The sequence below is a fragment of the Citrobacter sp. Cu231 genome (assembly GCF_030332265.1).
GTDB lineage: Bacteria > Pseudomonadota > Gammaproteobacteria > Enterobacterales > Enterobacteriaceae > Citrobacter > Citrobacter meridianamericanus.
Window position 1 is genome coordinate 1 of sequence record NZ_JAOWIE010000033.1, and the last position, 11,768, is coordinate 11,768.

Sequence of the window (11,768 nt, forward strand, 5' to 3'; positions counted from 1 at the left end):
GGTAATGACTCCAACTTATTGATAGTGTTTTATGTTCAGATAATGCCCGATGACTTTGTCATGCAGCTCCACCGATTTTGAGAACGACAGCGACTTCCGTCCCAGCCGTGCCAGGTGCTGCCTCAGATTCAGGTTATGCCGCTCAATTCGCTGCGTATATCGCTTGCTGATTACGTGCAGCTTTCCCTTCAGGCGGGATTCATACAGCGGCCAGCCATCCGTCATCCATATCACCACGTCAAAGGGTGACAGCAGGCTCATAAGACGCCCCAGCGTCGCCATAGTGCGTTCACCGAATACGTGCGCAACAACCGTCTTCCGGAGCCTGTCATACGCGTAAAACAGCCAGCGCTGGCGCGATTTAGCCCCGACATAGCCCCACTGTTCGTCCATTTCCGCGCAGACGATGACGTCACTGCCCGGCTGTATGCGCGAGGTTACCGACTGCGGCCTGAGTTTTTTAAGTGACGTAAAATCGTGTTGAGGCCAATGCCCATAATGCGGGCTGTTGCCCGGCATCCAACGCCATTCATGGCCATATCAATGATTTTCTGGTGCGTACCGGGTTGAGAAGCGGTGTAAGTGAACTGCAGTTGCCATGTTTTACGGCAGTGAGAGCAGAGATAGCGCTGATGTCCGGCGGTGCTTTTGCCGTTACGCACCACCCCGTCAGTAGCTGAACAGGAGGGACAGCTGATAGAAACAGAAGCCACTGGAGCACCTCAAAAACACCATCATACACTAAATCAGTAAGTTGGCAGCATCACCGGTTGCGACTGCAGAAAAAGCACCCTCAGTGACTTGGGCATTATTGGCTGACGACTTCTTAACAATCGCAGTATAATGCAGCACATTATCACCATCTTTCAGGGTATTAGCATCACCTTCTGTGCCATCGAAAGAAACGTTTTTACCTGCAGCCTGAACTACAATCGCAGTACCTGTCCCCCCGCTGGTATCTAACTCCTCATTATGACCAGAAACCCTTGGACCACTAAAAGCCAGCTTCACAGTCCCTTTTTTTGCTGCCGAGACTCCTCCCCCCCCTTAAATGAAGTGATATCACAATTAACCAATTCAATATCTAAATTCATTGGTTTGGATACGCCTCCTGCTTGAAGGAAGCTTTTTGAAAGCTGTCCAAAATCAATAGACTGATCAGCTGATTTCTGAGAAATGCTGCATGGAGCATCAACAACAGTTCCGTTAAAGGTTACTCTACCCTGCCCCTGTGGAGTAGTTAGAGCAGCATTTACACCAAAAGACACCACTGCCATAGCTACCGCACCGGCAATAACCGACTTAATCATAAATAACAACCTCTTTTTCATTACTGAACACACCAGAGATATCTGGCAATTTAAAATGACCCGATTACCTTTAATAACCAGATCAATACAAATAATATTCTCGTATTTTCAGGGCAGGTTATTTATCGACAGAATACTGATATAACCTGTCTGCTTTCTGACAAGGGCTTCTTTTTTTATCTTCCAGAAACTCCGGAATGCCATAATTTAGTCAAATGCCGATGACTCATCTGTATAATAAGGTGCAAGCCTTGCTGCAAGAGCATTCAGCCGTATAAGTCTCCCCAGTGTTGTACTGAAATACCCATTATTCATCTGGTATTTCTCGCAGACCTCCTTACGGGAGTGCCCACCTACCAGATAGTCCTTCATAGCCAGAATGACCCTGTCACTGTGAATAGAAGAAATACCTATCAGTAAAAAAAATGCATTTCAGACATAGAGCCGAGCAACAGCACGCTCTCGCGTATATTCAGCAAAAACGCATTTCCTGACCGACTGATGACTTCATGATGCGCCATGTTTCCCCCTTCTGTCGGGCCCCTGGATATATGCTTCCGGCCCGGAAATACTCTTCACGCAATAAGTTAAATTTAGTTTTTTATGTTGTAAATATTGATTTAAACGATCTTTTAACCCACAAAACAAAATTAAACCAGAATAAAATGCTAACAACAAGAATACACTCAGATAAAAACATCATGGCGAATTGAATTTACAGCATAAAAGATCGTCTAAATGCATTTTTACGGACTTTCTTTTCACAGAAAAATAACACACAAAATGTGATACACATCAAATAAAGCCAACAAAAAGCAAATTCACTAAATTGCACAAATAAAGCAAACACAGAGAATAAAAATACCTTTCCGTTGATAACAGAGAGCATGATTTTTATTATTCGAAGAAACTTTGTTACAGTGAGATGAGTGAATATATGAAGAATGAAATACTGGAATTTCTGAACAGGCATAATGGAGGGAAAACCGCAGAAATTGCGGAGGCGCTGGCGGTAACGGATTATCAGGCACGCTATTACCTGTTATTACTGGAAAAAGAAGGTGTGGTTCAGCGCTCTCCATTAAGGCGAGGCATGGCAACATACTGGCTTCTGAAAGGAGAGAAGCAGGCGGGGCAGAGCTGTTCTTCCACAACTTAATAACTCAATCTGTGGGCATGCTTCACTGAAACAGATAAAAGTTACATCAGAGTGCAGATTCAATTTTGCAGCATTCATCACAAAATAGAAATTTAGTATTTTATGTCAGAATACTTCACATGATAATAAAAACCTGTCTGGATTTACTGCATGGCCAGACATTACAAAATACAAACGCCATAAACTTCATTCAGCCTTCTTGCTGTCCGGTAACGGAGGCTGCTTTTTCGTTACACCTTTCCCCGGCAGCATCAGTAGCAGTAATTTATAGATTCTACGAACTGAGACTGTCTGTCCGGGGAGAACGTACACAGCCCGACACAATGTACCAGTCAATAATATCCGGTTTCTGATTCCCTGCCTGACAGACCACTCTCTGGCAACTTTGTATTCAGTTCATCTACTACTGGAGACAGATTTATAAAATCCAACTCCACGATCTTTGACCGTCCGCATCCCCTACTCTCTGTGCTGCGGTCATCGGTTAATTCCAGCGTCCGTCCGTTACGATCAGATATTACTGAACCGCCCCGGGTTTCCTGGAGAGTGTTTTATCTGTGAACTCAGGCTGCCAGATCATTGTTTCCGATGGAAGCATAATAAGCTTTTTCTGCTTCTGCCGGAGGAGTATGGCCCAGCCTTCCCAGCAATCATCGATTGTTATACCAGTCCACCCACGTGAGTGTGGCCAGTTCCACTTCTGCACGGTTTTTCCAGCTCTTACGGTGTATTACCTCCGCTTTGTAAAGACCATTGATGCTCTCCGCCATCGCGTTGTCATACGAGTCGCCTGTACTCCCTGTTGATGCCAGCAGTTTTGCTTCTTTTAATCGCTCCATATAGGCCAGTGACACATACTGAGAGCCTTTATCGCTGTGATGGATGGTGCCGGACGGACGGCGGGCCCACAACGCCTGCTCCAGCGCATCCAGCACGAATGTCGTTTCCATAGACGATGAGACCCACCACCCCACGATGTATCCGGCAAACACATCAATGATGAACGCCACATAGACGAAGCCCTGCCATGTGCTGAGTAGAGTAAGAGGCAGGGCGTAGTCGGACTATTTCCCTGCCTCTCCTCCCCGAACCGGACGTGCACCTTTCAGCGCATCCGGCTCTCCATTTAAATGCTGGCGAACGCCATTGCCACTTCTGTAAAGCGCGATGTATACGTGTTTCTGGTCTCCGTCCTCAGATAGGGATTACCTTCGGGTAGCCGCCAGCGGAACAGCTTCTTGCCTTGCCCCACCAACCGGTACAGTATTTCGCCGCTGAGCTTGCCGTGATTGGTTTTACCAAATAAAACCCACGTTTTGCTCTGACCCGGTTTCGGTGATTTACACCACCACCTCATCAGGGAAGCGATACCTGTACGGTATTTGCGGGCCAGCCAGTGAGCCAGCTTCCAGAACACGACACGGTCGATATAACTGAAGACTTTGGCCTTAAAATCAACGAACTGATAGAACATGGCCCAGCCTTTCAGTTTTCGGTTGAGTTGTTCAGCCATATCGACTTTGCTTTCACTGTAGTTGCCTGATAACAGTGCTGTCAGCGATGCGGCGAAGTTTCTGGCTTTCTCCTGCGGGATCGTTGAGACCACTCGCATCTCGCCATAACGACTGCGTTTGCGAATGATCCTGTGCCCCAGAAAGATAAAGCCGTCATTAACATGGGTGATTTTAGTCTTATCCATGTTCAGCCTGAGTTTCAGACTGCCTTCGAGCACACCCCGACACTCCTCCCTGATGGCTTCCGCCTGTGCTTTGGTGCCTTTGACGATGAGGACAAAATCATCGGCATAGCGGCAGTACGCCACCGCGGGTTTCCACTGCCAGTTTTCTCTGACCGCCGTACTTCGGCCCCGTTGGATACTGTTATTCCAGTACCACCGATCTTTTCTGGCTTTCCCGCTCAGGTAGCGCTCATGCAGGTATTGATCGAACTCATTCAGCATGATGTTCGATAATAGCGGCGATATAACACCGCCCTGTGGCACACCTTCACTGGCCGCCCGAAAGAGACCGACATCGATATGTCCCGCCTTGATGGTTTTCCACAGCAGAGTCATGAAACGTGCGTCACTGATCCTGCGGCGTACAGCCTTCATCAGCAGTCGATGATGTACGGTGTCGAAGTAACTGGACAGGTCGCCTTCAATCACCCAGCGTCCCCGGGTTTCACCACAGTCTGTGAGCTGTAATTTCACCGTGCGGATCGCGTGGTGGACACTGCGCTCAGGCCGGAAGCCATATGAGAGCGTATGAAAATCACTCTCCCATATCGGCTCCATCGCCATCAGCATGGCCCGCTGAACAATACGATCCCGCAACGCGGGGATACCCAGTGGTCGCAGTTTGCCGTTGCTTTTAGGGATGTAAACCCGTCTGGCGGGCAAGGGCTGGTAGTGGCCTGAGAGTAATTCATCCCTGAGGATTTGCAGCTCAACAGCCAGTCTGGCCTGTAGCATTGTTTTGTTCACGCCATCAACGCCGGGGGTATGGGCCCCCTTTGATGAAAGCGTGATCCGCGCCGCTTCAGCCAGCCATTCTGGTTGTGTTATCAGACGCAGCAGCCGTTGAATCCGTAGGGACGGATCGGTGGCTGCCCATGTGGCAAGCTTGCGTTGCATTTCGCTGATTATCAAAGGTCTTCACCTCGTTAGGTCAGTTAATTCACGTCGCAAACACATTCAAACTGCTTCCCTTCGCCATGTAATGGGCTTTCCCCATCGCGGACTACTACGGAAGCTCCGCCAGCCAGCGCGTCATCGGAGCCATGCCCCCTTAACATCCGTCGCTGACCTTCCCCGGTTTACCTGCCTGGACTCAGGCATACTGAGGAGGCTGCCCGTCGCACTCTTTATCCTTGCTTGCCGCAAGTTGGCAGAAGTCAGCAACGCAAGTGTGATAGACGCTGCTGCCCCGGTGTTTCGCATACATGTCAAAACACCTTCGACCGGCAGTGCTTACGTATCACTGCCAGTTCCTCCTGCACGGCCTGTCAGATCACGTAGGCCGTGGTGACGTTTTCAACCCACAGAGGCGGATTAACGGGTTCATGTTCTTCAGCCTTTCAGTACTTAACCTTGAGGATCATCTCGGCTTAGTGATCTCGCCTCAATCCCCGTTGTCAGCGGGTTACATCACCCTGCGGGCATGCCGCAGGTCACTGCCGCTCAGGTTCTCCACCGTCACACCCGGTGGGATTGTTGGGTTTCTCATCGTGAGTTACCGGTTCAATATTCCAGACAGACTCGCGGTTCATTTAAGCATCCATGCCCGCCCTGAACTCCGGGCACACCGTAAGTAAAATCAGCCACCCACAGCTGGTCAGGACGTTCTGCCACGAACTGACGGTTTACGCGGTCACCTGCAGCAACGGTTTTCCGGCTGACGGTAGTGCGGACCTTTTTACCCCGGAGAACACCGGCAAGTCCCATAACCGCCATGAGGCGCGCCACTGTACATCTGGCCACCCTGATTCCTTCCCGTAACAACTGACGCCAGACTTTACGCACACCGTACACCTGATGATTTTCATCGTATACGCGCTGTATCTCTCTCTTCAGCCAGTCATCGCGCTGCGCACGGTGTCAGCGCCAGTGATATAAGACGGTAATTCACCATTTGGATTGTCCGCTCCACCCAACATGTTGTTTCCTTAAGGTTCTCACACCAGAAAGGACATCAACATGCTGAGCAGAGAGGACTTTTACATGATAAAGCAAATGCGCCAGCAGGGCGCGTACATTGTCGATATTGCGACTCAGATTGGTTGCTCTGAACGGACGGTCAGACGCTACCTCAAATACCCTGAACCGCCAGCCAGAAAGACCCGCCACAAAATGGTTAAGCTGAAACCGTTTATGGATTACATCGACATGCGCCTGGCAGAGAATGTCTGGAATAGTGAGGTTATCTTTGCGGAGATTAAGGCAATGGGTTATACGGGCGGACGTTCCATGCTGCGTTACTACATCCAGCCCAAACGTAAAATGCGTCCGTCAAAAAGAACAGTTCGCTTCGAAACTCAGCCTGGATACCAGCTCCAGCACGACTGGGGCGAAGTTGAGGTGGAGGTTGCCGGGCAACGGTGCAAAGTTAACTTTGCGGTTAATACGCTGGGGTTCTCCCGCCGCTTCCATGTCTTCGCCGCACCAAAACAGGATGCTGAGCATACCTACGAATCACTGGTTCGCGCCTTCCGCTACTTCGGTGGTTGTGTGAAAACGGTGCTGGTTGATAACCAGAAGGCTGCGGTGCTGAAGAATAACAACGGGAAAGTCGTGTTCAACTCCGGATTCCTGTTGCTGGCCGACCACTATAACTTCCTGCCACGGGCATGCCGTCCACGCAGGGCCAGAACAAAAGGTAAGGTTGAGCGGATGGTGAAATACCTCAAGGAGAACTTCTTCGTTCGGTACCGCAGGTTCGACAGCTTCACTCATGTTAATCAACAACTGGAGCAATGGATAGCCGATGTGGCTGACAAACGGGAACTTCGCCAGTTCAAAGAAACGCCGGAACAGCGCTTCGCGCTGGAGCAGGAACATCTGCAGCCGTTACCGGATACGGACTTCGATACCAGTTACTTCGACATCCGCCATGTGTCCTGGGACAGCTATATCGAGGTTGGTGGTAATCGTTACAGCGTTCCCGAAGCGCTGTGTGGTCAGCCGGTATCGATACGAATATCGCTGGATGACGAGTTGCGGATCTACAGTAATGAGAAACTGGTGGCCTCACATCGCCTCTGTTCGGCATCGTCTGGCTGGCAGACAGTGCCGGAGCATCACGCCCCGCTCTGGCAGCAGGTCAGTCAGGTGGAACATCGACCACTGAGTGCCTATGAGGAGCTGTTGTGATGCATGAGCTGGAAGTCCTGCTGAGTCGCCTGAAAATGGAGCATCTGAGTTATCACGTTGAAAGCCTGCTGGAACAGGCAGCTAAAAAAGAGCTGAACTACCGGGAGTTCCTGTGCATGGCGCTACAGCAGGAATGGAACGGCAGGCATCAGCGCGGTATGGAGTCCAGGCTGAAGCAGGCTCGTCTGCCGTGGGTCAAAACGCTGGAGCAGTTCGACTTTACCTTCCAGCCGGGCATCGACCGTAAGGTTGTCCGGGAACTGGCTGGTCTGGCGTTCGTGGAGCGCAGCGAAAACGTGATCCTGCTGGGACCTCCTGGTGTCGGAAAAACTCATCTGGCCATAGCTCTTGGCGTGAAAGCGGTGGATGCGGGACATCGGATACTGTTTATGCCACTGGACAGACTGATCGCGACACTGATGAAAGCGAAACAGGAAAACCGGCTGGAGCGTCAGCTGCAGCAACTGAGTTATGCCCGGGTGTTGATCCTGGATGAAATAGGCTATCTGCCGATGAACAGAGAGGAAGCCAGCCTGTTCTTCCGGCTACTGAACCGTCGATATGAAAAAGCGAGCATCATACTGACGTCAAACAAAGGGTTCGCAGACTGGGGAGAAATGTTCGGAGATCACGTGCTGGCAACAGCGATACTGGATCGGTTGCTACATCACTCAACCACGCTGAATATCAAAGGAGAGAGTTACCGGTTAAAAGAGAAACGTAAAGCTGGAGTGCTGACCAAAAACACAACGCCAATCAGTGATGATGAAATGGTGAAAAGCGGACAGCATCAGTAACGAAAGTATCTTAGCGGGCATGAAAATGGCAAATAACGGTCAAACATCGTGGCGTTGACAACGGGCACTGCGTTTATCAGGATGATGCCGCTGCTGCTGACAATGGTAATACGTTGACGGGGCAATATGCTGTTCACTGCATACCGGTCCGACCCCGTACTGCTCACGCAGCTTATCCAGCAGTGGCATTATTTTTTCCAGAGGCGGTCGAACTCCGCCTTCGCAAAATAAGCGGAAGCCTGGCGAAGGATATCGTTACTGCGGCGCAGTTCACGATTTTCACGTTCCAGCTCTTTCAGACGCTGACGTTCAGCGGTGGTGAGCCCACCATCACCGCCCCCGGTATCCCGCTCATGCTGGCGACCCCAGACACGCAGAGTCTCTGGCGTACAGCCAATCTTTGGAGCTATGGAACAAATTGCCGCCCATTGTGAGTCATATTCGTCCTGACTTTCCAGAACCATACGAACTGCCCGTTGACGGACTTCGGGGGAAAAACGTGTATTTTTAGTCATCCTGTTTACCTCTTTCTCAGGGAATTTAGTCTCCAGGATTCCCGGGGCGGTTCACAGTAATCATGCCGGGTCTGGCTGGCTAACACCCCATTATAAGGGGTACGAATAAAGTAACGGGGCTTCACGCAGGGATGGACAGATTGCTCTGATATACAGCCGACGACGTCCCGCTGCAACATCATCACGCAGATGCTTCATTTTCAGATTTGGGACCTCCTTTTGATTTCTCGTTTAACTTTTGCTGTTACCAGACTTTAATCTATTTTAACAATTCAAGAATTTTTTATAAAATGCTCAAAGATGAAAGCGTTACTGAACCAACCAGCTTGGCTGATGTTTTCTATAGATAAAAAGATCATCAGCAAAAACTGATAGCCTGAATCACCTTTACTACCAATCATGTATGAAGAAAACACGCACAAACAATTGACAATGATTATCATTTGCATTAAAAGGATTATGTAGTATTTTTATTTCATGAGGAACTATACCCGCCAGCAATCTGAGTAGCGAAAGCTGTTCATCCCCAATATTTTTGCTGGCGGGTTCTTTTTTCTACTGCCCTTCTCCTCAGAGGGAGCATTCCATTCTTTTTTTCATTAATGGCGAGGGGGCGGGACAAAAAGCCGGTTCTTTATCCCTAAATAACAGCATGATTTCAGTCCATGCAAAATCTGATTTACCAGCTCACATAATAACCTGATGATACATGGGTTTTCCCTGATCATGGTGGGAAGGCTCAGAACGCCATATTCAGTTTCCCGTAGTGGAACATCACGCCCAGCTTAAAGCGCTCCCGATTTCGGTATCCCCTGGCTTTTATCCTCAGTAGCCTGATCTTACTGTTAAGCGCCTCCGCGTTTCCGTTTGAGACACGGTGTCGCATGGCATTCAGGATCCCGTAAAGCCTTTTTCCTATCGTTTTCGCGGCGTTTTTCATCATAGGAACGTCACTGTTGGCCGCCAGAGCCAGCCATCTCTCCCAGTCATTACGTCTTTCCTCACTCCATGGCCTGTTCCAGATATCCTTTGCCAGCTCTTTCAGCGCCCAGCACTGGCTTGTCAGCTTCATCTGTGCACGCAGCCATATCAGCTTTTCCTGCCTGGATTTGGTCATCCATTTATCGCTGTACTGCCACAGAAAGCGGGTCCCCTTTGCCTGACGCCAACTTTCAACAGGGAGGTGCGGATGTTCATTCGTAACCGGCTCATTTAAACCGTCTGGTCTGTTTCCTCCGGCTCTACAAAAATAATGTCCATCATTTTTAATGGACACTATCGTATGAAACACCGGACCTGGATCACTGAAGCTTTACGTCTTCACTTTGAAGAACATTTACCCCGGGTTGTGGCCGGGCGTCGCCTGGGTGTACCAAAATCAACAGTTTGTAGTATGTTCGTGCGCTTTCGGAGAGCTGGCCTTTCGTGGCCTTTGCCCGCAGGCATGTCGGAGCAGGAACTTGATGCCTGCCTTTACGGACAATTTTCCACGGTACCAGTCGTACGTCCTGAAAGCACCGTTATATCCGAAGCCCCCGTGGTAAAAAAACGTCCCCGGCGGCCCAACTTCCCTTATGAGTTTAAAATCGCCTTAGTGGAGCAGTCACTGCAGCCCGGAGCCTGTGTGGCGCAGATCGCCCGGGAAAACGGAATCAACGATAACCTGCTCTTCAACTGGCGCCATCAATACCGGAAAGGTGGCCTGCTGCCTTCCGGAAAAAATATGCCGGCACTGCTTCCCGTGACGTTAACGCCGGAGCCGGATAATAAAATCCCGGCCCCCGCACAGGAACCAGAGCAGATAAATACACCGTCCGACAGTCTGTGTTGTGAGCTGGTTCTGCCGGCCGGAACTCTCAGGCTTAAAGGTAAACTGACGCCGGCGTTATTACAGACACTTATCCGCGAAATAAAAGGGAGCAGCCACTGATGATATCTCTCCCTGCAGGTTCGCGTATCTGGCTGGTTGCAGGTATCACCGATATGCGAAATGGCTTTAACGGCCTGGCATCAAAAGTTCAGAACGTCCTGAAGGATGACCCGTTCTCCGGACACCTGTTCATCTTCCGCGGACGCCGGGGTGACCAGATAAAAGTGTTGTGGGCTGACAGTGACGGACTGTGCCTCTTCACCAAACGCCTGGAGCGGGGCCGCTTCGTCTGGCCAGTCACCCGTGACGGCAAGGTGCACCTTACTCCGGCTCAGTTATCCATGCTTCTTGAAGGTATCAACTGGAAGCACCCGAAACGAACGGAACGCGCTGGAATCCGCATATAACCCGTTGTAAAGTGAGGATATGGACACCTCACTTGCTCATGAGAACGCCCGCCTGCGGGCACTGTTGCAGACGCAACAGGACACCATCCGCCAGATGGCTGAATACAACCGCCTGCTCTCACAGCGGGTGGCGGCTTATGCTTCCGAAATCAACCGGCTGAAGGCGCTGGTTGCGAAACTGCAACGTATGCAGTTCGGTAAAAGCTCAGAAAAACTTCGTGCAAAAACCGAACGGCAGATACAGGAAGCACAGGAGCGAATCAGCGCACTTCAGGAAGAAATGGCGGAAACGCTGGGTGAGCAATATGACCCGGTACTGCCATCCGCCCTGCGCCAGTCTTCAGCCCGTAAACCGTTACCGGCCTCACTTCCCCGTGAAACCCGGGTCATCCGGCCGGAAGAGGAATGCTGCCCGGCCTGTGGTGGTGACCTCAGTCCTCTGGGGTGTGATGTGTCAGAGCAACTGGAGCTTATCAGCAGCGCCTTTAAGGTTATCGAAACACAACGTCCGAAACTGGCCTGTTGTCGGTGCGACCATATCGTGCAGGCAACAGTACCTTCAAAACCCATTGCACGCAGTTATGCCGGAGCGGGGCTTCTGGCCCATGTTGTTACCGGGAAATATGCAGACCATCTGCCGTTATACCGCCAGTCAGAAATATACCGTCGCCAGGGCGTGGAGCTGAGCCGCGCCACGCTGGGGCGCTGGACAGGTGCCGTTGCTGAACTGCTGGAGCCGCTGTATGACGTCCTGCGCCAGTATGTGCTGATGCCCGGTAAAGTCCATGCTGATGATATCCCCGTCCCGGTCCAGGAGCCGGGCAGCGGTAAAACCCGGAC

At 50.6% G+C, this 11,768-nt stretch carries 8 protein-coding genes, 7 pseudogenes and 1 other annotated feature; of the genes and pseudogenes, 6 read left to right on the forward strand and 9 right to left on the reverse strand.

Annotated elements, in window-relative coordinates; all coding sequences use genetic code 11:
* Nucleotides 1-15 precede the first annotated feature (15 nt).
* The 3 genes and pseudogenes from OGY15_RS10885 to OGY15_RS24825 form a co-directional block, all read right to left on the reverse strand.
* A protein-coding gene (locus OGY15_RS10885) for an IS1-like element IS1A family transposase (protein WP_225528490.1) occupies nt 16-713 on the reverse strand; the annotation gives its coding sequence in 2 pieces (ribosomal slippage) (nt 16-464 and nt 464-713; 699 coding nt in all).
* Between the two features lie 28 nt (nt 714-741).
* Nucleotides 742-1,310: pseudogene (papA, locus tag OGY15_RS10890) on the reverse strand (P fimbria major subunit PapA).
* 207 nt (nt 1,311-1,517) lie between these two features.
* The gene (locus tag OGY15_RS24825; protein ID WP_001305388.1) at nt 1,518-1,682 is read right to left on the reverse strand and encodes a PapB/FocB family fimbrial expression transcriptional regulator; all 165 of its coding nucleotides are present in this window, start codon (nt 1,680-1,682) and stop codon (nt 1,518-1,520) included.
* Nucleotides 1,683-2,235: 553 nt separating this feature from the next.
* On the opposite strand from OGY15_RS24825, the gene papI reads away from it, so the two are divergent.
* Nucleotides 2,236-2,469, forward strand: coding sequence for a major pilus subunit operon transcriptional regulator PapI (gene papI / locus OGY15_RS10900; RefSeq protein WP_000006214.1), 234 nt, complete (start codon nt 2,236-2,238; stop codon nt 2,467-2,469).
* 563 nt (nt 2,470-3,032) lie between these two features.
* Here the strand turns inward: papI and OGY15_RS10905 are convergent.
* From OGY15_RS10905 to OGY15_RS10915, 3 genes and pseudogenes are all read right to left on the reverse strand, one after another.
* A pseudogene (locus tag OGY15_RS10905) lies at nt 3,033-3,512 on the reverse strand (IS3 family transposase); the annotation flags it as partial.
* An 83-nt stretch (nt 3,513-3,595) separates the two neighbouring features.
* Nucleotides 3,596-5,104, reverse strand: coding sequence for a group II intron reverse transcriptase/maturase (gene ltrA, locus OGY15_RS10910; protein ID WP_001189111.1), 1,509 nt, complete (start codon nt 5,102-5,104; stop codon nt 3,596-3,598).
* Between the two features lie 672 nt (nt 5,105-5,776).
* Nucleotides 5,777-6,064, reverse strand: a pseudogene (locus tag OGY15_RS10915) (IS3 family transposase); the annotation flags it as partial.
* A gap of 102 nt (nt 6,065-6,166) precedes the next feature.
* Between OGY15_RS10915 and istA the strand changes: the two are divergent.
* Together istA and istB are read left to right on the forward strand one after the other, a co-directional pair.
* Nucleotides 6,167-7,339, forward strand: coding sequence for an IS21-like element IS21 family transposase (gene istA / locus OGY15_RS10920; RefSeq protein WP_000952373.1), 1,173 nt, complete (start codon nt 6,167-6,169; stop codon nt 7,337-7,339).
* Nucleotides 7,339-8,136 carry an IS21-like element IS21 family helper ATPase IstB gene (istB, locus tag OGY15_RS10925; RefSeq protein ID WP_001703540.1) on the forward strand — a complete coding sequence of 266 codons (798 nt, stop codon included), beginning with the start codon at nt 7,339-7,341 and terminating at the stop codon, nt 8,134-8,136. Before istA ends, istB begins: the two co-directional genes overlap by 1 nt.
* A 42-nt stretch (nt 8,137-8,178) precedes the next feature.
* Here the strand turns inward: istB and OGY15_RS10930 are convergent.
* From OGY15_RS10930 to OGY15_RS10940, 3 pseudogenes are all read right to left on the reverse strand, one after another.
* Nucleotides 8,179-8,651 (reverse strand): annotated as a pseudogene (locus tag OGY15_RS10930) (transposase); the annotation flags it as partial.
* Nucleotides 8,254-8,370, reverse strand: a sequence feature (AL1L pseudoknot). Its footprint overlaps the pseudogene before it by 117 nt.
* A gap of 90 nt (nt 8,652-8,741) precedes the next feature.
* Nucleotides 8,742-8,864: pseudogene (locus OGY15_RS10935) on the reverse strand (hypothetical protein); the annotation flags it as partial.
* 526 nt (nt 8,865-9,390) lie between these two features.
* Nucleotides 9,391-9,849, reverse strand: a pseudogene (locus OGY15_RS10940) (transposase); the annotation flags it as partial.
* Nucleotides 9,850-9,903: 54 nt separating this feature from the next.
* On the opposite strand from OGY15_RS10940, the gene tnpA reads away from it, so the two are divergent.
* The 3 genes and pseudogenes from tnpA to OGY15_RS10955 all read left to right on the forward strand — a co-directional run.
* The gene (gene tnpA / locus OGY15_RS10945) at nt 9,904-10,581 is read left to right on the forward strand and encodes an IS66-like element accessory protein TnpA (RefSeq protein WP_001339397.1); all 678 of its coding nucleotides are present in this window, start codon (nt 9,904-9,906) and stop codon (nt 10,579-10,581) included.
* On the forward strand, nt 10,581-10,928 hold the full coding sequence (tnpB, locus tag OGY15_RS10950; RefSeq protein ID WP_000624622.1) for an IS66 family insertion sequence element accessory protein TnpB: 348 nt from the start codon (nt 10,581-10,583) through the stop codon (nt 10,926-10,928). The genes tnpA and tnpB overlap by 1 nt, the downstream gene beginning before the upstream one ends.
* 19 nt (nt 10,929-10,947) lie before the next feature.
* Nucleotides 10,948-11,768 (forward strand): annotated as a pseudogene (locus OGY15_RS10955) (IS66-like element IS679 family transposase); the annotation flags it as partial.

What these genes read in the sequence shown, in the direction of transcription:
- OGY15_RS24825 (WP_001305388.1), bottom strand. Translation starts at nt 1,682, where the DNA reads ATGAAGGACTATCTGGTAGGTGGGCACTCCCGTAAGGAGGTCTGCGAG.
- papI (WP_000006214.1), top strand. Translation starts at nt 2,236, where the DNA reads ATGAGTGAATATATGAAGAATGAAATACTGGAATTTCTGAACAGGCAT.
- ltrA (WP_001189111.1), bottom strand. Translation starts at nt 5,104, where the DNA reads ATGCAACGCAAGCTTGCCACATGGGCAGCCACCGATCCGTCCCTACGG.
- istA (WP_000952373.1), top strand. Translation starts at nt 6,167, where the DNA reads ATGCTGAGCAGAGAGGACTTTTACATGATAAAGCAAATGCGCCAGCAG.
- istB (WP_001703540.1), top strand. Translation starts at nt 7,339, where the DNA reads ATGCATGAGCTGGAAGTCCTGCTGAGTCGCCTGAAAATGGAGCATCTG.
- tnpA (WP_001339397.1), top strand. Translation starts at nt 9,904, where the DNA reads ATGTCCATCATTTTTAATGGACACTATCGTATGAAACACCGGACCTGG.
- tnpB (WP_000624622.1), top strand. Translation starts at nt 10,581, where the DNA reads ATGATATCTCTCCCTGCAGGTTCGCGTATCTGGCTGGTTGCAGGTATC.